The 24929-nt window shown below is 34.4% G+C and carries 21 protein-coding genes and 7 tRNA genes; 17 read left to right on the forward strand and 11 right to left on the reverse strand.

Annotated elements, in window-relative coordinates; genetic code table 11:
• Positions 1-401, forward strand: a 401-nt coding sequence (locus tag Q4P18_RS00700; protein ID WP_303334464.1) for a hypothetical protein, incomplete at its 5' end; no start/stop codon positions are given.
• Between the two features lie 293 nt (positions 402-694).
• Entirely contained in the window at positions 695-4561 is a 3867-nt protein-coding gene (locus Q4P18_RS00705; protein ID WP_303334466.1) for an Ig-like domain-containing protein, read from the forward strand.
• 267 nt (positions 4562-4828) lie between these two features.
• On the opposite strand, the gene dnaJ is transcribed toward Q4P18_RS00705, so the two are convergent.
• From dnaJ to Q4P18_RS00720, 3 genes are all read right to left on the reverse strand, one after another.
• The gene (dnaJ, locus tag Q4P18_RS00710; RefSeq protein ID WP_303334468.1) at positions 4829-5992 is read right to left on the reverse strand and encodes a molecular chaperone DnaJ; all 1164 of its coding nucleotides are present in this window, start codon (positions 5990-5992) and stop codon (positions 4829-4831) included.
• Between the two features lie 134 nt (positions 5993-6126).
• The gene (gene dnaK / locus Q4P18_RS00715; RefSeq protein WP_303334470.1) at positions 6127-8007 is read right to left on the reverse strand and encodes a molecular chaperone DnaK; all 1881 of its coding nucleotides are present in this window, start codon (positions 8005-8007) and stop codon (positions 6127-6129) included.
• A gap of 12 nt (positions 8008-8019) precedes the next feature.
• On the reverse strand, positions 8020-8589 hold the full coding sequence (locus Q4P18_RS00720) for a nucleotide exchange factor GrpE (protein ID WP_303334471.1): 570 nt from the start codon (positions 8587-8589) through the stop codon (positions 8020-8022).
• Positions 8590-8856: 267 nt separating this feature from the next.
• On the opposite strand from Q4P18_RS00720, the gene Q4P18_RS00725 reads away from it, so the two are divergent.
• Positions 8857-9435 (forward strand): ArsR family transcriptional regulator, encoded by a 579-nt coding sequence (locus Q4P18_RS00725; RefSeq protein WP_303334473.1) that lies wholly within the window; start codon positions 8857-8859, stop codon positions 9433-9435.
• Positions 9436-9459: 24 nt separating this feature from the next.
• Here Q4P18_RS00725 and hypF read toward each other — a convergent pair whose 3' ends face one another.
• Positions 9460-11727, reverse strand: coding sequence for a carbamoyltransferase HypF (gene hypF / locus Q4P18_RS00730; protein ID WP_303334476.1), 2268 nt, complete (start codon positions 11725-11727; stop codon positions 9460-9462).
• 57 nt (positions 11728-11784) lie between these two features.
• On the opposite strand from hypF, the gene larB reads away from it, so the two are divergent.
• Both larB and Q4P18_RS00740 read left to right on the forward strand, forming a co-directional pair.
• On the forward strand, positions 11785-12558 hold the full coding sequence (gene larB / locus Q4P18_RS00735; RefSeq protein ID WP_303334478.1) for a nickel pincer cofactor biosynthesis protein LarB: 774 nt from the start codon (positions 11785-11787) through the stop codon (positions 12556-12558).
• The gene (locus Q4P18_RS00740; protein WP_303334480.1) at positions 12555-13121 is read left to right on the forward strand and encodes an N-acetyltransferase; all 567 of its coding nucleotides are present in this window, start codon (positions 12555-12557) and stop codon (positions 13119-13121) included. The genes larB and Q4P18_RS00740 overlap by 4 nt, the downstream gene beginning before the upstream one ends.
• Here the strand turns inward: Q4P18_RS00740 and hisE are convergent, their stop codons facing one another.
• Genes hisE through gatB form a run of 3 tightly spaced genes read right to left on the reverse strand, consistent with a single transcriptional unit; the run spans position 13122 to position 15583 of the window.
• The gene (hisE, locus tag Q4P18_RS00745; protein ID WP_303334482.1) at positions 13122-13409 is read right to left on the reverse strand and encodes a phosphoribosyl-ATP diphosphatase; all 288 of its coding nucleotides are present in this window, start codon (positions 13407-13409) and stop codon (positions 13122-13124) included.
• 1 nt (position 13410) lies between these two features.
• Positions 13411-14217 (reverse strand): CBS domain-containing protein, encoded by an 807-nt coding sequence (locus Q4P18_RS00750; protein WP_303334485.1) that lies wholly within the window; start codon positions 14215-14217, stop codon positions 13411-13413.
• Positions 14218-14230: 13 nt separating this feature from the next.
• Positions 14231-15583 (reverse strand): Asp-tRNA(Asn)/Glu-tRNA(Gln) amidotransferase subunit GatB, encoded by a 1353-nt coding sequence (gatB, locus tag Q4P18_RS00755; protein ID WP_303334487.1) that lies wholly within the window; start codon positions 15581-15583, stop codon positions 14231-14233.
• Between the two features lie 121 nt (positions 15584-15704).
• Between gatB and Q4P18_RS00760 the strand changes: the two genes are divergently transcribed.
• Positions 15705-16049: a hypothetical protein gene (locus Q4P18_RS00760; RefSeq protein WP_303334489.1), complete on the forward strand. Its 345-nt coding sequence runs from the start codon at positions 15705-15707 to the stop codon at positions 16047-16049.
• On the opposite strand, the gene Q4P18_RS00765 is transcribed toward Q4P18_RS00760, so the two are convergent.
• Complete coding sequence (locus tag Q4P18_RS00765; protein WP_303334491.1) at positions 16046-17035, reverse strand: radical SAM protein; 990 nt, start codon at positions 17033-17035, stop codon at positions 16046-16048. The genes Q4P18_RS00760 and Q4P18_RS00765 overlap by 4 nt on opposite strands.
• Positions 17036-17252: 217 nt before the next feature.
• Between Q4P18_RS00765 and Q4P18_RS00770 the strand changes: the two genes are divergently transcribed.
• The 9 genes from Q4P18_RS00770 (at position 17253) to Q4P18_RS00810 (ending at position 19216) form a co-directional block, all read left to right on the forward strand.
• Positions 17253-17325: transfer RNA gene (locus Q4P18_RS00770), tRNA-Asn, on the forward strand.
• Positions 17326-17331: 6 nt separating this feature from the next.
• A tRNA-Ile gene (locus Q4P18_RS00775) sits at positions 17332-17405 on the forward strand.
• A 29-nt stretch (positions 17406-17434) separates the two neighbouring features.
• A tRNA-Glu gene (locus Q4P18_RS00780) sits at positions 17435-17509 on the forward strand.
• Between the two features lie 55 nt (positions 17510-17564).
• A tRNA-Leu gene (locus tag Q4P18_RS00785) sits at positions 17565-17647 on the forward strand.
• A gap of 37 nt (positions 17648-17684) precedes the next feature.
• A tRNA-His gene (locus Q4P18_RS00790) sits at positions 17685-17760 on the forward strand.
• Positions 17761-17849: 89 nt separating this feature from the next.
• Positions 17850-18260 carry a Holliday junction resolvase Hjc gene (hjc, locus tag Q4P18_RS00795; RefSeq protein WP_303334493.1) on the forward strand — a complete coding sequence of 137 codons (411 nt, stop codon included), beginning with the start codon at positions 17850-17852 and terminating at the stop codon, positions 18258-18260.
• 63 nt (positions 18261-18323) lie between these two features.
• Positions 18324-18395, forward strand: a tRNA-Cys gene (locus Q4P18_RS00800).
• 19 nt (positions 18396-18414) lie between these two features.
• Positions 18415-18561: transfer RNA gene (locus tag Q4P18_RS00805), tRNA-Trp, on the forward strand.
• A gap of 34 nt (positions 18562-18595) precedes the next feature.
• Positions 18596-19216: an MBL fold metallo-hydrolase gene (locus tag Q4P18_RS00810; RefSeq protein WP_303334496.1), complete on the forward strand. Its 621-nt coding sequence runs from the start codon at positions 18596-18598 to the stop codon at positions 19214-19216.
• Between the two features lie 2 nt (positions 19217-19218).
• Here Q4P18_RS00810 and Q4P18_RS00815 read toward each other — a convergent pair whose 3' ends face one another.
• Both Q4P18_RS00815 and Q4P18_RS00820 read right to left on the reverse strand, forming a co-directional pair.
• Positions 19219-19869, reverse strand: coding sequence for a TrkA family potassium uptake protein (locus tag Q4P18_RS00815; protein WP_303334498.1), 651 nt, complete (start codon positions 19867-19869; stop codon positions 19219-19221).
• 70 nt (positions 19870-19939) lie between these two features.
• Entirely contained in the window at positions 19940-21370 is a 1431-nt protein-coding gene (locus tag Q4P18_RS00820; RefSeq protein ID WP_303334500.1) for a TrkH family potassium uptake protein, read from the reverse strand.
• Positions 21371-21447: 77 nt separating this feature from the next.
• Between Q4P18_RS00820 and Q4P18_RS00825 the strand changes: the two genes are divergently transcribed.
• On the forward strand, positions 21448-22560 hold the full coding sequence (locus tag Q4P18_RS00825) for a UPF0104 family protein (protein ID WP_303334502.1): 1113 nt from the start codon (positions 21448-21450) through the stop codon (positions 22558-22560).
• Positions 22561-22626: 66 nt separating this feature from the next.
• Positions 22627-23520: a formylmethanofuran--tetrahydromethanopterin N-formyltransferase gene (gene fhcD, locus Q4P18_RS00830; RefSeq protein WP_303334504.1), complete on the forward strand. Its 894-nt coding sequence runs from the start codon at positions 22627-22629 to the stop codon at positions 23518-23520.
• 188 nt (positions 23521-23708) lie between these two features.
• Here fhcD and Q4P18_RS00835 read toward each other — a convergent pair whose 3' ends face one another.
• A complete protein-coding gene (locus tag Q4P18_RS00835; RefSeq protein ID WP_303334506.1) occupies positions 23709-24860 on the reverse strand; it encodes an NAD-binding protein in 1152 nt (383 codons plus the stop codon).
• Between the last annotated feature and the right edge of the window lie 69 nt (positions 24861-24929).

Genomic DNA, 24929 nt, shown 5'->3' on the forward strand with positions numbered 1-24929 from the left:
ATACTAAGGTGACTGATGGTAATGGTGTTGCTAGTTTGCCTATTGGTTTGGCTGTCGGTACCTACACTTTAAGTGCGACTTACAATGGAGTTTCTGTTTCAAACACTGTCACTGTTCAAAAAGAGGGAGCTTCCATTAGTTCCAAGCCAGTTTTAACTGGAAATAATGTGGTGATGACTTATAAGGATGGTTCTTCTTATTCTGTTAGGGTGACTGATGGTAGTGGTAAGGCTTTGTCTGGTGTTTCTGTTGTGTTTAAGGTTAAGTCTGCGTCTTATACTAAGGTGACTGATGGTAATGGTGTTGCTAGTTTGCCTATTGGTTTGGCTGTAGGCACCTACACTTTATCTGCAACATACAGTGGAGTAACAGTTTCAAACACAGTTACAGTTAAAAAATAATTTGGGAATTTCAAATTCTCATTTCTTCTTTTTTTTAAAGTTTATTTTAGAATTAATAAAATTTATATCATATTAATTAATAATATATTAATAGTCAAGTTTAAATTATTTTTATTTAATAAATATTGACTATTTAGTATGGGGGAGTAACTATTAAAAAATATAGTTTTTTTATTTTCTTTGCTATATTTTGCTTATTTTTAGTTTCCATAAGTACAATATCAGCAACAGATGATATTAATCAAAATTTAACTCTTTCTAGTGAAGATTTATCAGTAGGATCTGTCTCCATTGTGGAAGGTACATCTGGAAATACTCTAGTAAAGAGTGGTGTAGAAACAAATGTAACTGTAACAAATTCAACTTTCAATGATTATTTTGAAACTGACGGTACATTGAAATCTGAGGTAACTGCAGATAAGATAATTTTTGAGGGTGAATTTTCAAACATTTCAAGTAATGTCATTAAAATTGATCGTCCTGTTCAATTAGTTTCCAATAAAGCAACATTGAATAATATTTCTATTAATGTTGCTGAAGGTGCTATTATAGATGGTTTTATTTTTAATACATCTCTTGAAAATGCCATAGAAATTTATGCAAGCAATGTAACCATTGTAAACAATGTTTTCACCTCTTCTTTATCTCAGGGTAAAAATAATATAGTAATTAAAGCTAGTGAAGTTTCCAACTTAACAATTAAAAATAATGAAATTAATATGAAAGGAACCAATACTGCTAGTACAATTAATGGTGTTATTGACTTAGAGGATGTAACTGCTGCGCAAATTGTAGGTAATAAAATCAACGCAGAAATACCTTCTTCTGCAACTGTATATGGTCCAGCACCGGATTATAAAGCAACTTATGCTGCTTATGTTATTCAAGTAACTGGTGATAACAATATTATTTCTGATAATGAAATTACTGCAAAATACAGTTGTGTTTTAGGTTCATACGATAGCTTATATTCAATTCTCATAAATGGGGACAAGAATGTCGTTTCCAAAAATTCAATAAAACTAAATGGAAACACTTATGTTTACGGTATTTCCGCTAATGGGGATGATGTAAACTTGACTGAAAATAACATAACTATTTTAAGCAGCAATTACTGTGGAAACGGTATTTCCATAAATGATCCATTCAAAGGTGTTATTTCTAAAAACATTGTAAATGTTACCACAAAAAATGTCGCATATGGAGTTAACGAATATTTTGAAGGGGATATTACTTCAGTATATGATGGCAATAAATTTATTTTAAACTCAAATTCCGTTTATGGAATGGAAATAATGGGTTATGATGCAACTATTATCAATAATGAGATAAATGCAACAGGTAATTATACATTAGGAATAGCTGTCTTTTTATATGAAGGCGAAGTTAAGATCTTAAACAACAACATTTTCATCAACGGTACTGGATTGGGAAATGCAACTAAAGGGGATATGATTCCTTCAATGAATGTGGGCATGTATATTGCAGGTTCAATTGACGAAACAACAGTTTCCGGAAATAATATAACTGCAATTATTCCATCTTGCGCATGGGGAACCGAATCCGAAGCGATTTATGTAACTGCTGATGATTGTTTGTTTAGTAACAATAAAATTAATGTATCTGTATCTAATCGTAAAGGCAATTGGGATTCTGTATTTGGTGTAAAAATCAAGGCTGATGGAGTAACATTTGAAAATAATGATCTTGCTGTAAATGGTGTCTACTATGCATACGGACTTCAGGTTGATGGTGATGACATAACCGTAGACGGCAACAATATTACTGTAAACAATCCGAATTATTATTCCAACGGTATTGATGTCTCCACTATGGGTTCAGGTTCATTCAGTGGCGTAATCTCAAATAACAACATTACTTCAACTGCTAAGGATGTTGCATATGGTATTACAAGCTGGGGTGATGTGGAAGCTAATTATGATAATAATAAGATTGTCTCTAAAGCAAACTCAGTTTATGCATTAGAGGCAATGGGTAAAGAGGAAACTATTGCTAACAATGAAATCGATGCAAAAGGTAACTATACCATGGGTATTGTGGTTGGTGGAAGTGAAGCAACTCCTATTGTTAAGGATAATAAGATCAATTTGGAAGGAAAAGGATTGGGAACTCCAACTGTTGGAGATACCATAGCTTCATGCAATGCCGGTATTTTCATAACTAAGGATATTGATTCAGCTCAAATAATTGGAAATGAGATCAATGCATCTATTCCTTCCTGTGATTGGACTTCCAATTCTGCAGGAATAATCTCTGATGCTAATGATGTTCTATTTGACGGTAACAAACTTAACATATCAGTATCTAATGCTGTAGGAGCATATGATTCAATTTATGGACTTAAAGTTGCTGGTGATGATGTAACAATTCAAAACAACGAAATCTTTGTTAATGGAACAAACTATGCTTATGGTTTAAAAGCATCTGCTGGTGAAAACTTTAAAATATGTTCTAACAATTTAACTGTAGTCAATAACAATAACTATGCATCAGGTATTACTGTTGAAAATCCATTTAAAGGTATTGTAAATGATAACATCGTTGATGTAACTGCCAAAGAATGTGCATATGGTATCTATTCCTCTTCATGGGGAAGTGATTTGGAATCAGAGTACAAAAATAACAATATCTCTGTTGACGGTAAAACATCATATGGTTTTGAGTTAATTGGTACCAAAGAAACAGTTTCAAACAATAATGTTGTTGCAAACGGTGAATATACCATGGGTATTGCAACTTCCACTCCGGAAATTTCAATTGTTGACAACTCAATAATCTCAAACGGTACTGGAAAAACTAATGCTACAACTATGGACATGTTTGGAGCTACCAACCAAGGAATATTGTTGATGGATAACTCCGTAAATGCGGAAATTTTGAGAAACAATATCTCAACAACTGGTGATTATACTGTAAACGTTTTAAAATCTGATGATAATCCTTCAACTGTTAAAGACAATTATTTGTTGGCTAATGAATTATTTGGTGATGATTCCGTAAATAACATTACAGGAGTTGTTGTAAACAATACACCAGCATTTAATGATATTTTATCTGCAGAAAATGTAGTGAAATACTATAAAAACGCAACACAATACTCTGTTGAGGTAGTTGATGTACGTGGCAATCCAATTTCTAACAAGAAGGTAACTATTGTTATTAACGGTCCTACATTTAAAGATCTTAAATATGATAGGCTAACTGATGAAAAGGGTGTTGCTACTTTACCAATTAATTTGGCGCCAGGAGAATATTCTATTGAAGCATTTACTAACGATTCTGAAGTTATTGGAAACAATGTAACTGTTTTACCTATGACCTACTCATTAGAAGCAGAAGATATAGTAATGTTTGTCAAAAACGGAACAAGCTATGAGGTTTCCTTAACTGATGCTAATGGCAATCCTGTTGCTGGTGAAAAAGTAACCTTGACTCTTAATTGTAAAGCTTTCAAAGACCTTAAATATGACAGAGTCACTGATCAAAATGGTATAGCAAGCTTACCAATCAATTTGGCTGTAGGTCAGTACACTGTTACTGCTAAATATGGTTCTGAAGCAATTACAACAACTGTAAATGTTTTAGCAAAACAATACAATTTGGTTGCAGAAAATGTAGTGAAATACTATAAAAACGGAACACAATACTCTGTTAAACTTTTAGATGAGGATGGAAATGCTGCATCAGGAAAAACAGTGACTGTAATCTTAAATGGTGCTTCTTTCAACAATCTTAAGTATAATATTGTAACTGATGCTAATGGTATTGCTACATTGCCTATTAATTTGGCTGCTGGATCTTACACTATTGCTGCAAATTATGGTGAAGTGTCAACTACTAATACAGTTGATGTATTGCCTACTTTGACTGCAGAAGACTTAACCAAGGCGGTTAACAAACCTGCTAGTTTCACAGCTAAACTTGTGGATGGCCAAGGTAATCCATTGTCCGGAGCAAAGGTGAGCTTTACAATAACTGGAAAAACCATAAAAACAGTAACTTATACCAAAGTAACTGATGCTAATGGTATTGCTAGTTTGCCTATCAACTTAGCTCAAGGAGACTATAAAATCACTGTAAGTGTTGATGGCGGAGCTAAAGCAACTGGAAATGTGAAAGTTACAAAAGCAACCGCTTAAAAATAAAATTTTTAAAATAGAGATTCATTTCTCTATCATTTCTTTTTTTAAAATAATCCTAAAATTCACATTGGTTTCCATCTATTTTTCTTTAAAAAACAGTCAATTAAATTAAATGTTTTCTTGTTAAATACTTAAATTTTAATCATATCTGTTAATATATTTGACATATGGGGAAGTTTATAAAAAAAGTTTGATAATATCTATATCAAATATTTATAAAATTAGAAAATAAAGAGGATATTTATCCCCTGTTTAAAAATAGCTTTAGTTTTCAATGGCATCCTTCACTTTATCGAAGAATCCCTTTTTAGGTTTTTTGATTTCATCGCCACTTACTTCGGCGAATTCTTCGAGAAGCTTTCTCTGTTTGCTATTTATTTTGCTAGGAATTACAACAACAACCTTGACATATAGATTTCCACGGTTTCCTCCTCTTAAAGCAGGCATACCTTGGCCTCTAAGTTTAAATACGGTTTCACTTTGTGTTCCTGCTGGAATTTCAAATTCCAATTCCTTGCCTTCGATTGTTGGTATTGTTATGTCGTCACCAAGAGTTGCTTGTGGAAAACTGATGTGTTTAGTGTAATGCAGGTCTTTGCCATCTCTAGTAAAGTTTTTATCCTGTTTTATATGGATGCTAACAATCAAATCTCCGCTTAATCCAGGAGCATCTCCACAGTTACCTTCTCCACCTACTCTCAGGCGATCTCCTTCGCTTACACCTGCAGGAATATCAATGGTTATTGTTTTTGTTTCACGAGTTTTTCCTTTTCCTCTACAATCAGGACATGGGTCTGTAATTATTTTTCCAGTTCCTCCACACTCTCTACATGGTCTGAAGTTAATCATCTGTCCTAAAATAGAGTTTCTAACTTCTTTAACCTGTCCTGTACCATCACATGCCTTACAAACTTCAGGTTCTACTCCAGGTCTTGATCTAGAACCGTTACATGTAGGACAGAGTTGTTCCTGTCTGATTTTGATTTCCTTTTCACAGCCTTCAAAAGCTTCCTTAAGGGTTATCTGTGTTTCGGTATATATGTCTGAACCTTTTTCAGGACCTGCTGGCTGGCGTGAAAATCCACCGCGACGTCCTCCGCCTCCAAAACCAAACATTTCAAATATATTTCCTATATCAAAACCCATTCCTTGGAATAGGTCATCAAAGTTTACGTTTTGATAGAAATCTTCAACATTGAATCCATCCATGCCTGCGTGACCAAATTGATCATATCTTTGACGTTTGTCTGAATCTGATAAGACAGCATAAGCTTCACTTATTTCTTTGAATTTTTCAGATGCATCTTCTTCTTCACTAACATCAGGATGGTATTTCATAGCTAGTTTACGATATGCTTTCTTAATTTCTTTTTCATCTGCCCCTTTGTCAACTCCAAGGACATCATAATAATCTCGCTTTTCTGCCATTTAGCCACCTTATAAAAATAGTATTAAAATAAAAAAATAAAAAATTGTTTTAAACATTTTATTCCTGTTAGTTGTTTTTGTTGATTCTGATTATTTAACCTATGGGAATAAAACGTTTCTTAAACAATTTTCACTTATTCGTCTTTTACTTTGTAGTCTGCATCGATTGTATCGTCATCGTTGTCATTTGGTGCTTGTTCAGCTCCAGCATTAGGGTCTTGACCTGCTGCTTGTTGTTGAGCTGCTTCTGCTTGTTGGTAGATTTTTGCACCAATTTCTTGTACAGCTTTAGTTAAAGCTTCTGTTTTTTCTTTGATTTGAGCAATGTCATCTCCAGCTACAACTTCTCTTAAATCTTTTACAAGACCTTCAATGTTAGTTCTGTCATCATCACTAACTTGGTCTTTCAATTCGTCTAATGTTTTTTCAGCAGTATAGATCATTGAATCTGCATCGTTTCTAACTTGAATTTCTTCTTGTTTAGCTTTGTCAGCTTCAGCGTTCATTTCTGCTTCTTTTACTTTTTGTTCAATTTCTTCATCGGATAATTTGGTTGAAGAAGTGATTGTGATTGCTTGTTCTTTTCCAGTTCCTTTATCTTTAGCAGATACATTAATAATACCGTTTGCATCAATATCGAAGGTTACTTCAATTTGAGGAACTCCTCTTGGTGCTGGTGGGATACCTACTAATTGGAATCTTCCAAGACTAGTGTTGTCTGCAGCCATTGGCCTTTCACCTTGTAACACATTGATGTCTACGGAAGGTTGGTTGTCTGCTGCAGTTGAGAAGATTTGACTTTTCTTAGTTGGAATTGTGGTGTTTCTTTCAATTAATGTGGTTGATACTCCACCAAGGGTTTCAATACCTAAGGATAATGGAGTTACATCTAAAAGAACTAAGTCTTTGATTTCTCCTGCTAATACTCCTCCTTGGATGGATGCACCCATAGATACACATTCCATTGGGTCAATTCCTCTTTCGATTGGTTTTCCTATGAAGTTTTCAACGTATTTTTGTACGATTGGCATTCTTGTAGGTCCACCAACGAGAATGATTTTGTCAATGTCATTTTTGCTCATTTTAGCATCATCTAATGCTTGTTGCATTGGACTTCCGGATTTTTTAACGATGTCATCTACTAATTCTTCTAATTTAGCTCTGGTAAGTGTGATGATTAAGTTTTTAGGGGATCCGTCAGTTCCCATTGCGATAAATGGTAAGTTTACTTCAGTGGTTAGCACTGTGGACAATTCGATTTTTGCTTTTTCTGCTGCTTCTCTTAATCTTTGTACAGCTTGATCGTTATCCATAAGGTTAATGCCATTTTCTTTTTCAAATTCGGAAGCTAAATAGTTGAGAATTGCATTATCCATATCGGTTCCACCAAGTTGGGTATCTCCGCTGGTAGCTTTTACTTCAAATACTCCTCCACCGAATTCCATAATGGTTACGTCTAATGTTCCTCCACCTAAATCGTATACCATGATGTTTAGGTCATCGTCATCTTGTTTGTCAATACCATATGCAAGACTTGCTGCTGTTGGTTCGTTTACGAGTCTTACTACATCTAATCCTGCAATGGTTCCTGCATCTTTGGTTGCAGTTCTTTGGTTATCGTCAAAGTATGCTGGTACGGTAATAACAGCCTTTTCAATTGGTTCTCCTAAAAATGCTTCTGCATCTTTTTTAATTTTTTGTAAGATGAATGCGGAAATTTCTTGTGGGGAATATTCTTTTCCATTTGCTTTTACTTTTTGGTTTGTTCCCATTAATCTTTTGATTGCACTAATTGTGTTTTCAGGGTTGGTAACTGCTTGTCTTCTTGCAGGTTCTCCTACGAGCATTTGTCCGTCGTCAGTAAATGCCACATAACTTGGGAATGCTTTACCATATTGGCTTGCTCCTTCTGCTGATGGGATTACGGTAGGTTTTCCTCCTACGAGTACGGATGCTGCTGAGTTACTTGTTCCTAAATCAATACCTATAATTTTTTCTTTTTTTGAATCTGCCATTCTATCACCTATTTATTTTTTACAAACTTTCACTTTTGAATATTTAATAACTTTATCTTTAAGAGTATAACCTTTCATTAGCTCTTCAATGATGTATCCGTTTTCAACGTCATCATTTGCTTCAGCCATAAGAGCTTCATGCTTAAACGGATCGAATTTTTCTCCTTTTGTAGGAATTTCTTCGAGGCCCTCTTTTTTAAGAGCGTCATGTAGCTTGTTATTTATTAATTCGATTCCTTCTTTTAACTCATCATAATTTGATGAATTTTCCAAAGCTCTTCCTAAGTCTTCATAGCTATCTAATATATTTTTAATTAGATTTTCATTGGCATACTTGATAACTTCCTGCTTTTGCTTTTCATTTATTTTTTTGAAGTTTTCAAAGTCTGCCTGAAGTCTTTGGCTGTATGATATGTATTCGTTAGTCTTTTCTTCTTGGGATGCGAGTTCTTCCTTGAGAGTTTCTATTTCTTCTTTTAGTTTAGTCACTTCATCATTTTCAGAACTTTCTTCTTTTGTTGTGTCGTCATCCTGAAGATCTTTTTCTTCTTCTTCAATTTTTTCTTCTTTATCACTAGCCATTTGGTCACCTACAAAAGTTTTTTATTATTCGATAAATATTATTTTTAAATCATCTAATAATCGTTGTAATTGAGAATGTATTGTTGGTTACTTTAATTTTTTGGATTTGGGGAATTTATGGACATATAGGAAAATGGTTCGAACAACGACTATTTTTAGATGATTTTGTTTCAACCAAATATTAAAGTAACCAAAGGTTAGGTTTCTCGTATATTATATTATAGTAACCAAAGGTTATATAAACCTTTCGATATAATAATGTATATTATGAAAGATATTAGCAAAAATAAAAAATCTTCTGATAAATCTGTTAATACTATTTCACATTCAAAAGGCGGTATTGAAGTTAATAGAAACATCAATCCAGATATAGAAGATATTGATATTGAAGATATCTTTGATGTAATGGGGTGCAAAACACGTAGGGATATAATTAATCTTTTAAAGGATGAACCGATGTTCGTAAGTGAAATATCCAGCGAATTAAACATTGGTCAAAAAGCAATTATTGCACACCTAAGGGCAATGGAGGAAATGGGAATCTTAAATTCCTCTTACAAAAAAATCATGAGGGGAAGGCCAAGGAAATATTATGACTTGGAACATGATGTAACAATTAATGTAACAATCAACAAAATAGGTTTTGAAGCCAATATTCCTGAAGATCTTCTGTTAACTCCACAATTACCATCTGGAGATGAATGGTCAAAACTGCTCGAGATTGAGAAAAAGATAGATAATGGACAATTAGAAGCTATAGAAGAACTTAAAAATCAGATAAGATTATATTCAAATCTTAAAGAAAGAGCTGAATATATTCTTGAAAGAACCTTGAAAAATAGATAAAATTCTATTTTTCATTATTTTTTATTATTTTTTAACTTTCGCTACAATGGCCTGCCCAACGGAAACTGATCCGTCTCCACTACAGCTATTTTTATGTTGTATAAAATTAAATCCATTTTTAGTTATATATTCCTTACAGGTCTTACTAATGGATTCATTGTAGAATACTCCTCCGGTTGCACCTATTGTATCTACATTTCCCGCATTTTCAATTGCCAATTCACTTAATCCTTTTGCAACAGCGATTTGTGCTCCTGCAGCAATGTCTTTTTTATTTTCTCCATTAATATAATTTTCAACAACATCTTTTAGGATTTTTGAAGTAATCAGTTTATTATCTTTTATTTCAAAGTCAATAGCTATAGGATTGGAGGATTTATATGCTGCACTTTCAAGTTTCATGGAACATTCTCCTTCATAGGTTCTCTCACCACATATGTCTAAAGCTACTGCAACGGAATCAAGCACACGTCCGGTACTTGAACTTAAACCGACATTCAAATTAGCATCAATTTGTTTTAGAACCATTTCAACTTCTTTTTCACCGTATTTAAATAGGTGTGAATAGTTTTCTTTTAAAATACGCTCCAATTCTTCATTTGAATACTGTGTTGAAAGTATACTTGCAAGCATACGTGCAGGATATTTTGTAGCCTGATCTCCTCCAGGCATTTTATGGGCCTCAAGACTTGCTAGCCTTTTATAGCTCTCAACGTTGCTGTATAGGATTTCTCCGCCCCAACTGGTATTGTCGTCACCATATCCAACACCATCAGCAGCAATCACAACTGCTTCAGGGCATTTATTGTCATTCATTAGACTTACTGCATGTGCATAGTGATGCTGAACCTGCAGTAGCTGGGCATCATATTTATCACTATATTCCTTAGCCAATTTTGTTGTAAAGAAGTTAGGGTGGAGATCACATGCAATAACATCATAATCATTGATTTTCAAAATGTTTTCCAAATGAGTGATGGCTGTTTTTAAGAATTCCAATGTCTTGAATTTGTTGGTGTTTCCAATATGCTGTGAAGGATAAACAAGGTTCTTTGTAGCTATTGAAAAGGTAACGTCAAGTTCAGGACCTAATGAAAGGACGTCATAATCATTAATATCATAATTGTCGGATATTTCTACAGGTGTTGGGGTATATCCTCTTGATCTTCTGATGAAGGACAATTCATCGTTCCTGAATCTTACGACAGAATCGTCACAACGGTTTAGGATTTCCCTATTGTGAACCAAGCTGTAATCTGCAATTTCCAAGTTTATAATCTCATCGGAATCAATCATCATTGGTTCTCCTGGGATATTGGCAGAAGTCATGACCAAAGTGTCGCTTTCACTTTCATCAAACAACAGGTAGTGCATTGGGGAATATGGGAGCATAACGCCAATAGTATGAAGTCCTCCAGTAAGATTTTCTGGAAACGGATAGTCTTTATTAGCTTTAACAACCACAATTGGTCTTTCACGGGATTTCAATGTTTTCTTTTCATTTTCAGACAGTATTGTATAATCCTCGACTGTTTCAAGGTCTTTACTCATAACTGCAAAGGCCTGATTTGGCCTATTTAACCTATCCCTTAAGGTTTGTATTGCTTTTTTGTTATATGCATCTACAACCAGATGTGTTCCACCAATTCCTTTTATTGCTATTATTTTTCCTTTACCCAATTGTTTGGCTGCTTCTTTGATGGGATCATCAGTGTTGACCAGTTTGGAGTTGCTATAAAGCATCATTTCAGGTCCGCATTCTTCACAGCAAATCGCTTCACCGTGATAGCGCCTGTCCATAGGTTCTTTATACTCTTCAAGGCAGTCATCACAAAGGGGAAACTCATTCATTGAAGTGTTGATTCTATCATAGGGTACGGAGTCGATTACAGTAAAACGAGGACCGCAATCCGTACAGGCATTAAATGGATATTTGTAGCGGCGATTGTTTGGGTCTCTAATCTCCTCTAAACATTTATCGCAAATACTCACATCAGGAGGTATGACAGATACTCCGTCTGAATAGTCATCACTTTCAAGGATTGTAAAGTCACTAAAGTTTTGGTCAGGAATTTCTTCAGATTTTATGGAGTTTATGCTAGCTATTGGAGGAAGTTCATTCACCAAACGTTCTTTAAATTGGTCAAAATTAGAATCGATATTTATTTCAACGATATTTCCTAAATTACGAACATTTCCATTGATGCCCATATCTTTAGCTAGTCTATAGACAAAAGGTCTAAAACCCACTCCCTGTACAATTCCTTCAACTAATAATTTTTGACTTGCCATTATAGAATAATTAATTTTAGCTATATTTATATTTAATACAATCCAAACTATTAATCTATGAGAAAGATTTTAGAAGAATTTAAAAATAATGAAATTTCACTTGAGGAATGTGAAAAACTTCTTAAGGCAGACAATGTTTTGGAATTTGAGGGGGTTGCTAATTTTGACACTTCAAGAACTAACAGAACAGGTTTTCCAGAAGCGGTTTATGCTGAAAGCAAGTCCTATGATGATTTGCTGACAATCATTGAAAATTATTTTAAAAATTCTAAAGAGAATCTCATTGTAACTAGGCTTTCTGAAGAAAGATTCAATAGGTTAAGGGAAGATTTGAGATATCTGATGGATGAGGGCGTGGTTTTCGATTATAACAAGCAAGCACGAATCCTTATTTTAAGAATAGAACCTAAAACATCAAAACCATTGGCAAACATTGGAATCATAACTGCTGGAACTTCCGATATTGAAGTTGGTGAGGAGGCCAAAGTCATCGTTGAGGAAGGTGGATGTGCAGCGATTACCGCATATGATGTTGGGGTTGCAGGAATTCATAGGCTGTTTCCAGTCATTGCGGACATGATTAAGGAGGATGTAAAGGTTTTGATAGTGTGTGCTGGTATGGAAGGGGCACTTCCAACTGTAATTGCAGGCCTTGTGGACATTCCAATCATAGCTGTTCCAACTTCTGTGGGATATGGTGTTGGGGAGGGAGGCTTTGTTGCTTTAAATTCAATGCTTCAGTCCTGCGCTCCTGGAATCTCTGTAGTCAACATTGACAACGGTTTTGGAGCGGCAATTTTTGCACTTACAATAATAAAGAGTTTTTTATGAAATTTGAAAAGTTTGACCCTCAAGGACATTCGGTTGAAAAAGTGGCTTCCCTGCTTTATGACGTGGACTTCAGGACATTCAATCAGCTTTATAAAAACAAGGACTTGGCCATTAAAGACATTTCCAAAAGTCTTTTTAAAGGTGGTTCTGAGGATTTCTATGTGATTTTGGATGGGGGAAAAATAATTGGAATTATTGTCTTCTGGATTCGTAAAAAACCTTCATTTATTCATTCACTTTCTAAATTTACTTCTTTTAAATTGCTAGCTATTGATATTTTGGATTACTTTGTTTTATGTGATGTTGAAAAGGATGATTTGCATGTAGCTGACTTGGCAATTTCAAGTGAATGTCGTGGAAAAGGAATTGGAAAAAAAGTCCTGGACACGGTAATAGAATATGCACGAAAAAACAATTTCAAAAGAGTCACTCTTGACGCGGATTTTAGAAACGAAGGAGCCAAAAGACTTTATGAAAAAATAGGATTTGAAGTTTTCAATAAAAAGGAATTTTTAAAAAGAGGAATGTTTAATATGGAGTATGTTTTAGAAAAAGAAAAATAGCTATTTTCTTCTTCTTTCAAACTCTTCAAAGATTTCTTCAATTGTAATTCCCTGATAAACACAATTGAGTAATGTGAAAAACAACAGGTCTACGGATTCGTAAACTAAATTTTCTTTGTTTTTGGTAGCTATTAATACTTCTCCAGTTTCTTCGGCTATTTTTTCAAGAATTTTATCCTCAGCTTTTTTGTCGCTGTCTTGCATAATATTGGAGGTGTAAGAGTCAATAGGATTGTCTCTTCTTGATTCAAGCACTTCATAAACTGCTCTTATTACTTCATCTGACATTTTAATCCTCTTTGTTTTGTTGGTCTTTAATAGTTTCAGTAAGAGCTATTAATGGATGTTGGTCGTCATCAATAATTTCAATATCTTCAAAAGTCTTGATTCCAGCTTCATCAGCAGTTCTTTCCATTCCTAAACGGATGTCCCGACCCAAATCAATAACATATGAATCTACTTCTTTACATCCTAACTCTTTTGAAGCTACAGATCTATGATGTCCGTCTACAAGAATCCATCTGTCCCCAGTTTTAACGACAATTGCAGGTTCAGCCAGTCCTCTTTTAAGTTCATAGATTCTGCCTTCTAACTCATCAGCATAAACTCTATCTTGTGTTGGTCTAAGCTTCTCTGTTTCCACTTTCATATGTTTTAAAGTGGTTTTGATTCCATATAATTGTTCTAAAGTATTTTTAAAGTATTCTACTTTATTTGGAGTTGATCTTTCAATGTGGGAACGTACCATATCCGTATTTGTGATAATTCCAACAAGTCTGCCTTCTCTATTGATGACAGGCATTCTTGATATTCCTCTTCTGAACATCACTCTTGAAGCATCATTAATGCTTAGCTCTTCATTTGCAACTACAAGATCAGTTGTCATTAAATCTTTTACTTCATCAGCCCAATCTTTAAGTAGAATATCGAAGGAAGTTACAATACCAACCAATCTTTCATCTTCATTAACCACTGGATAACTGTTATGATTACTTTCTTTCATTATTCGAATTACTTCTTCAGTAGGGGTGGAAGGGCTTACGCTTATAACATTTTTTGTCATATAATCTTTTACAAAAGATTTCTTTTTAGCCATTTTTACCCCTCACCTATTGAATGTTTTCTTTTAATAATTTTACAGTTTCTCCAGGATCAGCTTTTCCACGAGTTATTCTCATTACTTGACCTACAAGGAAGTTTAAAGAAGCTTCCTGGCCTTCAAGATAGTCATTCACAGCTTTTGGATTTTGTTCTATTGCTTCTTTTACAGCTGATAATACTTCATCGTCTCCAGCCACACCAATCAATCCTAATTCTTCAGCAATAGCTTTTGGTGATTTGTCATTGTTAGGCATTTGTTCAATAACTCTTTGCCCTGCTTTTGTAGTGATTTCTTTATTCAATAAAAGGTTTAAGAATTCTACCAATTGGTCTACGGTAATTCCACTTTCACCAAATGATAACTTATTGTATGATAAAACTCTTTTAAGTTCGTCTCTCATCCATTTAGCGGCAAATTTTGAGTCGACTTGTTTTGCCACTTCTTCATAAGCTATAGCCAAATCCAATTCGGAAGTCAATACCTTTGCAGTTTCTTCATCAACATTATATTCTTCAACAAACCTTTTCACCTTGTTGTGTGGAGCTTCAGGCATTGTTTCAAGAATTTCATCAATTTTTTCTTGTGATATTTCCATTGGAGGTAAATCAGGGTCAGGAATAAATCTGTAATCGTCAGCATCTTCTTTTAATCTCATTCCCACTGTTATCATTTGAGATTCAAGGTATGCACGGGTTTCTTGTTTAATTTCAGCTCCTCTTTTCATAAGGTTTTTTTGCCTCACAAGTTCAAATTTCAAAGCTCTGTAAGCACCTTTAATTGAGTTTACGTTTTTCATTTCTACTCTGTTTCCACCTTCAATAGAAATGTTTACGTCTGCTCTCATTGTACCTTCACCACGTGCTCCTCCACTGTATTGAAGAACACGAATCAATTCATTTAAAAAGCTTCTTGCTTCTTCAGGAGACTTTATGTCAGGTTCGGTTACGATTTCCACCAAAGGAATTCCAGAACGGTTAAAGTTCACGATACCTCTATCTGGTTTGTATTGACCAGGATCTTCTTCTACGTGAATTTCTCTAATTCTAACTCCATTCAATTCTCCTTCATATCCGATTGGTACTGAAGTTCTTTGGTATCCTGAAGGCAAATCCGGATAGTCATAATGTTTTCTCATGAAATAAGTGAATCCTTTATCAATTTTACAGTTGAGCATTAAAGCTATCATCAATGCATTTTCTAAAGCTTTTTCATTAGTTGGATGAGGCTTTGCACCAGGTTGGTTTAAACATACTGGACAAATATTTGAGTTTTCAGGAGCCTCTTGATAATTTGTTGGACAATCACAAAATAATTTGGACTCTGTTTCTAATTGTACGTGGATTTCAAGCCCACATTTCATATTTACACTAATAATAATTCCTCCAATAATTTTAGAAAATTATATAATAAATAAATTTTAATATTATGTTATTTATTTATATAAATTTATTAATAAATATTTCTTAAAGGGAGATTTTTAAATGCCAAAATCTAAAATTAAATTTTATCAGGAAGCACCAAAATCCTTTGGCGAAGGTGATAAAATAGAAATAAAATGGATTGTTGTTAACGATTCAGATTTTCATTTGGAAAAAGTAAAAGGATTTTCTCAAGAAATGGTGCATGAATTTGGAGAAATAAAAGCTCATAGTAAAGTTGAATTTAGTTTTCCATTTGTTTTACCTTCTATTGACTTAATTAAGGCGGACTTTGGAGAAGATGCAACCATATCCAACCCGTTTGTTATTGGTTCTGCTAGTCTAACATTTTCAATTACTACAGATACATTTACAATAAGCTCAAATTCATTAGAGGTCTCTTTTTAATACTTGTTTTTAAGGGACTCTTTTACATATCTTTTTATAAATTTATCCCATTCTGGGTTAATGTTACTTTTTTCAGGTCCTAGCATGGCCTTGTCAGTAAATGTTCCTTTTAACTGACGCCCTGCTGCCTTTACTTCTTCCTCTACACGCTTTCCATACTTTGTCCCAAACATTTTAAATAACGGGAACTTTGTAATTCCTGTAGCTCCACTTAAAATAAGAATCCCGATATTGGCTAAATTGTCAATCCAGGTTCCACAAATGATTTCCAGAGATGGGAATTCAACTCTGATTCTCGCTACAACTTCCGCATAGTAAAGGGAGGCAGGCTGTGAACTTTCAGCATAAATTGTCTCTTTATGGGGATTTAAAGAATAAAAAATCACTCTGTCAATTTTGTATGTTTTTATGTAGTCTATAAGGTATTCCAAATCTTCCAATGTTTCTCCAAGCCCTAATATTATGGTGATTGCCTTTTTAAAACCCAAATCTCCCGCCACTTCTAACATGTTGCTTATGTCTTCAAGACTTTTGGATGGGCAAATTTCTTTATGAAGTTTTTGGTTAGCTACTTCAACAGCACCGGTAATTCCTTTTATCTCATTACCATATTCATTTAATTCTTCTGTTATTCCAGTATTTAACCAAACTCCTTCTCCCATAATATTTTTTATGGTTGTAGCTATCTCTTTTATCTCTGGTGTTGTAAAGGATTCATATCCTCCTGAAAGAAATTCAATATTCCAGTGTAATCTTCTGCACATTTCTGCTTCAGCATATATGTTAGGCACTTTTCTTCTAGCTTTTGCAGGATCTTTTATTTTATTTTTTTGAGTGCTCATATAACAAAAAGCACAATCTCCCTTATCACACCACCAGGAGAGAAAGACGGCCCTTTCCAAACTCACGGTATTTCCATGGTTTTTTAATGTAATATTATTGGCATCTTTTATTAAATCAAATAGTTCTAAATTCATATCAATCAATAATTTAATTTTGTTTTTTCCCGTTTAAATAGTTAAAGTTATATATTAGTTTGTTCTAATCTATTAATAGATGTTGTCATGTTACATGGCACGAAATATATGATAATTATAAAATCAAAAGCTTTATATAGTATTAGTTATAGATTATTTATTACTGTTTGAAGTCTTTGAATTTTAAACATGGGTTATTTATTTGGTTAAGAATTGGGTATCTTATGCCATCGTAGCTCAGTAGGTAGAGCGTTCGGCTGTTAACCGATTGGTCACAGGTTCGAGCCCTGTCGATGGCGCTTTTTGGGCCCATAGCTTAGCCAGGTAGAGCGTCCGGCTCATAACCGGAAGGCCATGGGTTCGAACCCCATTGGGCCCATTTTAAAATTTCATTTTGTTTGTACATATGCTCCGGTGGTGTAGTCCGGCCAATCATTTCGGCCTTTCGAGCCGAAGACTCGGGTTCGAATCCCGGCCGGAGCATTTAAAAAATTTTGTTAAGATTTTTAATGGTTTCTATGTATCCTTTCTTTCGTAAGCGGGGGTGCCCGAGAGGCCAAAGGGGACAGGCTTAGGACCTGTTGACGCAGGTCTACCAGGGTTCAAATCCCTGCTCCCGCATTAACATTATTTTTTTTAGTTTTATATCATTTATTATGCCGGGGTAGGGTAGGCGGTCATCCTACGGGACTGTGGATCCTGTGACTCGGGTTCAAATCTCGGCCCCGGCCCCATTTATAAACTTTTTTTAAATTATTACTTTTCAAATGCTCTAACAGAATTATTTAATATATTATTTTATAAACATAATAATGGTGTTAATTTGGCAAAAAAAGGTTCAGCTGAAGAAAGAGATTTAGTGCATAAATTATGGGAAAGAGATTTTGCAGCTATGAGGGCTCCAGCATCAGGAGGAGCTACTAAAAGGCCATTGCCTGATGTTATTGCTGGAAACGGTAAGATTTATCTGGCCATTGAAGTTAAAACTACTACAAAAGATAAGATATATATTGATTATCCTCAAATTGATGATCTGCATGAATTTTCTGAGAAATTTGGAGCTAAATGTTATATTGGTGTAAAATTCAAGTATACCAAATGGTTGTTTTTAGAACCCAAGGATGTAGAAAGAACCAAAAAGAACAATTATAAAATTGAGAAAAACTTTGCTCTTGAAAAAGCTTTAGAAATTGATGAAATTACTGGAATTGACAAACAAGTTAAATTTGATTAATTGGAGCTATTTCGCATAATAGCAATATTTATATATGATGTTTAATTAATATAATATCAAGATGCCAAGATAGCTTAGAGGCGAAGCGGTTGGCTGCAGACCAATTACACGGGAGTTCAAATCTCTCTCTTGGCTTTTCATTTGTTAATCATGTGGGGTTATAGTGTAACCAGGCATCATCTGGGACTCCAGTTGTCTTTGATGAAAATACGCGTAACTGAACAGTATCCGTTGTGATGAACAATTGGAGTACTGAGACAAGAGAAATCCCAGGATCGGGGTTCAAATCCCTGTGACCCCACTTTTTATATACTACTTTTTTTATAACTTATTTTATGATTATTGATAATGTTATTTGCATTCCTAGCGCATCTGAAGATTCTAATTACTTTGTAATTGATAAGGAAATATTGGTTGATACAGGTACAGGACAACATACTGATTATTTATACTCAAAACTTAAGGAATATGGTATTGAAGTGGATGATATTAAAATGATTGTCAATACTCATTGCCATTATGATCATGTTGGAGGCAATAAAGATTTTCCTAATGCGAAAGTGGCTATTGGAGATATTGATGGTCGTTCCATTATGAAAGATGATGAAAATACCTGTTCAAGATTATTTGGCCATGATATTGAACGTTGTGATGTTGATATTTTCTTAAAGGAAGGAGATAAAATTAGTACTTTTGAAGTAATTGATACTCCAGGTCATTCTGCAGGAGGAATCTGCTTATGGGATGGCAAAACCCTCATAAGTGGAGATACAATTTTTGCTCATGGGGGAATCGGTAGAATGGATATAGGGGGCAGCTATGAAGACATGAAAAAGTCCGTTGGAAGATTGAAAGAATTAGATGTTGAAAATATTCTTCCAGGTCATGGGCCTATTGTTGAGGGAAATGGTAAGGCTCATATCAATGCTTCTTACAATTATATTAATTCGATTTAACTTTATTTTTCGAACTTTTTACCTACTTTTTTAAATGCTCCCTGTTTTACAAGAATTGAAATCTTTTCTCCTCTTGATAGGACGGTATCATTTTGAGGTATCATCAATTCTCCATTAGGATAAGTAGCTATTATAATATAGTCTTTAGTTGGTGATATTTCAGATATTTTCTTACCGATTACCTTGTCATTTGTTACAGTCATATCTAAAATCTCTGCATTTCCTTCTCCAAGGGTTATCAAATCTGCAACATTAGGACGGCTGATAAGCTTTTCTAAAAATCCTGAAGCAGTTCTTTCAGGACTTATTACGTTATCGATTCCCACTTCAATGAATGCCTCTTCATTGTCAGGGTTACTTACTCTAGCAATAATGTTTGGAACGTTATATTTTTTTACAATAATACAGGATAAAAGGTTTGCTTCATCGTTTCCGGTTGTTGCAACGAAGAAATCCGCTTCATCAATATTGACTTCCTCTAATAGCTTGGAATTAGTTCCATTTCCACATATTACTAATGCATCTAACTCTGCAGCGGCGTTTCTGCATAATTCTTCGTTACTGTCAATTACGGTTATATCATATCCATCTTCAATTAATAAATTTGCAAGTGAAAGACCAACACGTCCAGCACCCATTATAATAACATACATTATAATCCCTCTAAATAAATATTTATATTATTTGAACAATATTCATTTTAAATCTTTCTAATATTTGTCATTATATTTTAAGTACTTCGAAGCATGTTTTTAATAAAACCAGTACTGGAAAGATTTCCAGCCTTCCGATCCACATGTGGAATATTGAAACTATCTTTAAAAACCAATGCAAATCAAAATTGATAATTCCCAATTCCAAACCGTTGTTACCCTGGAGGGAGACTATTCCAAATAGGCTTTTAAACGGATCGTATCCGAATGCACAGAATAGAGCCCATCCGATAAGAACGAATACCATAAATAGAGTAATGTAGGTTCCACTTTCCGTCACTGCTTTTGTTGGAATTATATGATTTGATATTTTTATTACCATTACCCTTCCTTCAGGGGACATGATTTCCTTCAAGTGTTTATAAACTCCTTTGAAGAACATTATGACACGTAAAAGTTTAATTGAACCTACGGTAGATCCGCTAGAACCACCAATGAGCATAAATGTCATAATTACGATTAAAGGAAATATCGGCCAAGCATTGAATATTTTATCAGGTTCAACAGAAGCTCCTGTTGTGGTAATCGCTGATACCACAGTAAACAATGTTTCTATTGGAATAAAATGATATATTGTTGTAATCAGGATAAATCCTATTGCAACGATTATGAGCATGATTTGAAATTGCAAATCCTTAATGAGTGACATTCCACGTGTTTTAATAATTCTATAATGGGCTGTAAAACTTGTAGCTCCCAATATCATAAGGATGATTGTGATAAGGTAAATCCAGTCGTTGTGGTAAAAGCCCATGTTTGCATTTTTTATTGACATTCCTCCAGTGGATATGGATGTGAATGAGGCATTTATGGAATCGAACAAAGGCATTCCTGCTATTAAATATAGTATGATTCCACCGACTGTATAAATCAAATAAATGTGGAATGTTTTTTTAAGAGTACTTTTTATACTTGGTTCCAAACGTTCTTCACGAGCTTCGGATTGGTATAATTTTGCAGTAGCTGTTCCTGGTCGGGTCATTACTCCAATAACCAGAATAATTACTCCCAATCCTCCAATCCATTGTTCGAATGATCTGAAAAATAGAACTGATAAAGGCAATGATTCAACATTTCGGAACATTGTTATTCCAGTACCAGTCAATGCGGACATATTTTCAAAAACACATGACAGATAATCTAGATTTGTAACTAAACAGAGAGCTACTCCACCAATAATACTTGCCCACATCCATATGAATGCGGAAACGATCATAGCATGTTTCAATCTCATGCGTTTCCTATATTTCGAAAATCCCTTGTCGAAAAGAATTCCAAAAGTAAATGAAATAAGTCCGGCGATAACATAGCCCATAACATTAAATTCCAATGAAATAAATTCAAAAACTATAGGTAATAAACACATTATTCCTATAACTTCCATCATCTGTCCGGAATAGCTTAAGATAGAAATAATGTCGTTTTTATTTATGTATCGCATCACTTTAATAATTTGGATAAATCAATATATAAATATTAATAACACATATGTAATAATGTTAATATGGAGAGATGAAAATGAAGCATAAATCTGTAATTTTTTTAGGAATAAGTTTGATTATCCTTGCGGTAATGCTTTATATAGTTGGTATTGATAACATTATTTCAGCATTGGAAAAGGCTGACATGTATTTAATTTTATTGGCCGTTGTAGTGCAAATTTTTATCTGTTATATGTATGCTTTGAGATGGCATATTATTAATAAGGTAGCAGATATTGACGTGTCAATTAAAAACTTGCTTCCAATGACATTTGTAGGTCTTGCATTTAACAATATTACTCCTGCTGGAAGAGGTGGGGGAGAACCTGTAAGGGCATACATATTGGCTAGGGATTCAGATTATCCGATGGAAGAGACATTTGCAACAGTTGTGGCCGATAGGGCTTTAGATACATTCCCGTTTATTGTATTAGCTATTTTGACAATTATTGGCGCTACATTCTACTTTAAAATTGCTACCTGGTTGATTATAGCTATGATTATAGCAGTAATTGCAATCGTGGCCGTTCTCGCAATTTTAATTTACATGGTATTAAATGAAAAGTTTAGTGAAAAGGTTTCAAATTTCATTATATCATTGCTTAGAAGATTTTATAAGAAGAATTCAGAGGCTCTTGAAAAGAAAGTTTTCGAAACAATAGCTGGTTTTCAGGATACCTTGAAATTGATGCTTGATAAGAACAATATAGCTAAATATGCACTTCCATTGTCATTCATTATTTGGATTTTTGAGATTCTTCGTGTGTACATTGTATTCTTGGCATTTGGAGCCAATATAAGTCCTATTATTATTGGTGAAGTATTCATCATGGCTTCATTGGTAGGTATGATTCCTGCACTTCCAGGTGGAATCGGTGCAGTTGACGGAATCATGATCATATTCTATTCAATGGCAGGCATCTCAACATCTATCAGTGCTGCAGCTACCGTTGTGGAAAGACTAATTTCCTTCTGGATGGTTACCATTATAGGAATGTGCATTGTTCCTTATTATGGTAAGTCAGTATTCGATAAGATTTCATTCAATCCGAAGGCAGATCAAACATTTGACGAAATAACTGATGAATTTGAAGATATTGGTGAAGATGGTAAAGTTTTCGATAAGGACTATGATGAAAAAAATAAATAGAAAACTTTATTTTATTTCTTTACTATAAATTTCATTATATCAAAATTTTTTTGATAAGGTGAAATAATGGAAATTAACGGTGTAGAAATTAAAGATAATTACGCAGAAGCTTTCGGAATTAAAGTTACAAGATTACTCGTTACTGCAGCTACTAAAAAATTAGCTAAAGTTGCAGCTACTGAAGCTACTGGATACGGAACTTCTGTAATCGGATGTCCTGCTGAAGCAGGTATTGATTGTTACATGCCTCCAACCGAAACTCCTGACGGAAGACCTGGTTACGTTATCATGATCTGTAACGGTTCTAAAAAGAAATTAGACCACGAACTTCTTGAAAGAGTAGGAATGTGTATTTTAACCGCACCAACCACTGCAGTATTCAACCTTCTTGACGATGAGGATGACTTACTCAAAACCGGTTTCAAATTAAAATTCTTCGGTGACGGATATGAAGAAACCTTAGAAATCGCTGGTAGAAAAATGCACGCTATCCCAATTATGTCTGGTGACTTCTTAGTAGAAGACAAATTCGGATACAAAGACGGTGTAGCTGGAGGAAACTTCTTCATTATTGCTGACAGTAAAATGTCCGGTTTAATAGCTGCTGAAGTAGCTGTAGACGCTATTGCTGCTGTACCTAAAGTAATTACTCCATTCCCTGGAGGTATGGTTGCTTCCGGTTCAAAAGTAGGTTGTAACAGTTACGAATTCTTAGACGCATCCACCAACGAAAAAATGTGTATCAGCTTAAAAGAAAAAGGTATGGAATCCAACATCAGAGAAGATGCACACGGTGTATTTGAAATCGTAATTGACGGTGCTGACGAAGAATCCGTACGTGCTGCTATGAAAGCAGGTATTGAAGCTGCTTGTACCGTTGACGGTGTTTTAGAAATCGACGCTGGTAACTTCGGTGGAAACTTAGGAGCTTACAAAATCAACTTACAAGACTTATTCTAAGGGTTCTGCCCTTATCTTTTTTTTTATTTTAAAATTTCAGTGTTTTTCTCAATGCAATGAGATTTATTTAATTTAATGCATATTAAATGATTATTTTTATAAAATAATGCAAATTGGTTTTATGATTTAAAAATTAAAAGATTTATTGAGCCATATAATAGTTTAATCCATTAAATGAGTTTTAAATTTTAATCATCATGATGGATATATTTTGATGTGATTTCAGCTATTTCTTCATTGGTAAGGTCAATTCCAATGATTTTGTCCTTCTTTTCAATCTCCTTGATCAGCCTGTCGATATTGGCCTTGTCTGAGCCGGAAATCCAGTGTGAATGTATTTCATGAACTGAATCATAAAGGTTTTTCAGTGAACTTCTTTTTTGAGGATTGTTTTTCAGCTTTTCTTCAAACTCCTCAATCTCTTCAAGGGTCAACACTCCAATCTTACGTGTCAAAGGAGCTCTGATTCCTGGGAAATGATAGTCAATGTTTTCCAATGTGCATTTGTGGTCTATTATCATTTTCATTTCACGGGTGATGTCTTCTACATTGTGTCTTAGGGTTATCCTAATCAGATGGGGCTTTGCAGCTTCAAAGTAAAGGTCGGCTCCACCTATTATTTCCGGAGACACGATTTTGTTTGCCCCTGCCTTGTAAAGCCTTTTTATGTTTTCTGTCTTGCTGCATCTTGAAACGACCCATGCGTTTGGCTGAAGTTCCCTGATTGTCAATACGATAAACAGGTTAGTGACATCGCTACCGGTTGTGACTATAATGCTTCTGCACTTGTCAAAGATTATCTGGCTTAGAAGGGAGTCTTCAGTTGCGTCCCTATTTATGATTACTGTGGAATCGTCAGGATCGATGTCCTGTGTGGCCTGAATGTCTTTTTCTATTATTATCACATTCTGATTTCTTTGCTTAAGCTCTTCAAAAACAACCTTTCCCACACGACCATATCCGCAGAGGATGTAATAGTCTCTCATTTTCTTGATTTTCTTATACATTTTTGCCCCTTTTGAGTATTCGCTCATTCTTTTTGAGAAGTTTTCAAGAATTATGCTGAACATGTATGTTATTATTCCAACACCGCCCAATGCAAGAGTCATGGAAAATATCTTTTGAATGAAAGTTTTAGGCACGATATCCCCATATCCTACAGTGGCCATTGTGATTATGCTGTAATACAATGAGTTAAAAAAGTCCAGGCCCATTATAATTCTGGAACCGATAATGCCATATATCAATAGCCCAATGACAAGGATGCTTCCGTTCCTTATGTAGTTTAGCGGAAGCTTACTCATTATCTGTCTTGCAAATTTTCTTAAAGTTATTCTCATCACCTATTAAAATTAGTATTGGACTACATATTATATTAATTTATATTATATTTTAGACAAATTTATAAA

Origin of the sequence: Methanobrevibacter sp. (genome assembly GCF_030539665.1) — an archaeon.
Classification (GTDB): domain Archaea; phylum Methanobacteriota; class Methanobacteria; order Methanobacteriales; family Methanobacteriaceae; genus Methanocatella.

Bases quoted from the DNA above. Each gene is read 5' to 3' on its own strand.
- dnaJ (WP_303334468.1), bottom strand. From the start codon at position 5,992: ATGGCAGAAAAGCGAGATTATTATGATGTCCTTGGAGTTGACAAAGGG.
- dnaK (WP_303334470.1), bottom strand. From the start codon at position 8,007: ATGGCAGATTCAAAAAAAGAAAAAATTATAGGTATTGATTTAGGAACA.
- Q4P18_RS00720 (WP_303334471.1), bottom strand. From the start codon at position 8,589: ATGGCTAGTGATAAAGAAGAAAAAATTGAAGAAGAAGAAAAAGATCTT.
- Q4P18_RS00725 (WP_303334473.1), top strand. From the start codon at position 8,857: ATGAAAGATATTAGCAAAAATAAAAAATCTTCTGATAAATCTGTTAAT.
- hypF (WP_303334476.1), bottom strand. From the start codon at position 11,727: ATGGCAAGTCAAAAATTATTAGTTGAAGGAATTGTACAGGGAGTGGGT.
- larB (WP_303334478.1), top strand. From the start codon at position 11,785: ATGAGAAAGATTTTAGAAGAATTTAAAAATAATGAAATTTCACTTGAG.
- Q4P18_RS00740 (WP_303334480.1), top strand. From the start codon at position 12,555: ATGAAATTTGAAAAGTTTGACCCTCAAGGACATTCGGTTGAAAAAGTG.
- hisE (WP_303334482.1), bottom strand. From the start codon at position 13,409: ATGTCAGATGAAGTAATAAGAGCAGTTTATGAAGTGCTTGAATCAAGA.
- Q4P18_RS00750 (WP_303334485.1), bottom strand. From the start codon at position 14,217: ATGGCTAAAAAGAAATCTTTTGTAAAAGATTATATGACAAAAAATGTT.
- gatB (WP_303334487.1), bottom strand. From the start codon at position 15,583: ATGAAATGTGGGCTTGAAATCCACGTACAATTAGAAACAGAGTCCAAA.
- Q4P18_RS00760 (WP_303334489.1), top strand. From the start codon at position 15,705: ATGCCAAAATCTAAAATTAAATTTTATCAGGAAGCACCAAAATCCTTT.
- Q4P18_RS00810 (WP_303334496.1), top strand. From the start codon at position 18,596: ATGATTATTGATAATGTTATTTGCATTCCTAGCGCATCTGAAGATTCT.
- Q4P18_RS00815 (WP_303334498.1), bottom strand. From the start codon at position 19,869: ATGTATGTTATTATAATGGGTGCTGGACGTGTTGGTCTTTCACTTGCA.
- Q4P18_RS00820 (WP_303334500.1), bottom strand. From the start codon at position 21,370: ATGCGATACATAAATAAAAACGACATTATTTCTATCTTAAGCTATTCC.
- Q4P18_RS00825 (WP_303334502.1), top strand. From the start codon at position 21,448: ATGAAGCATAAATCTGTAATTTTTTTAGGAATAAGTTTGATTATCCTT.
- fhcD (WP_303334504.1), top strand. From the start codon at position 22,627: ATGGAAATTAACGGTGTAGAAATTAAAGATAATTACGCAGAAGCTTTC.
- Q4P18_RS00835 (WP_303334506.1), bottom strand. From the start codon at position 24,860: ATGAGAATAACTTTAAGAAAATTTGCAAGACAGATAATGAGTAAGCTT.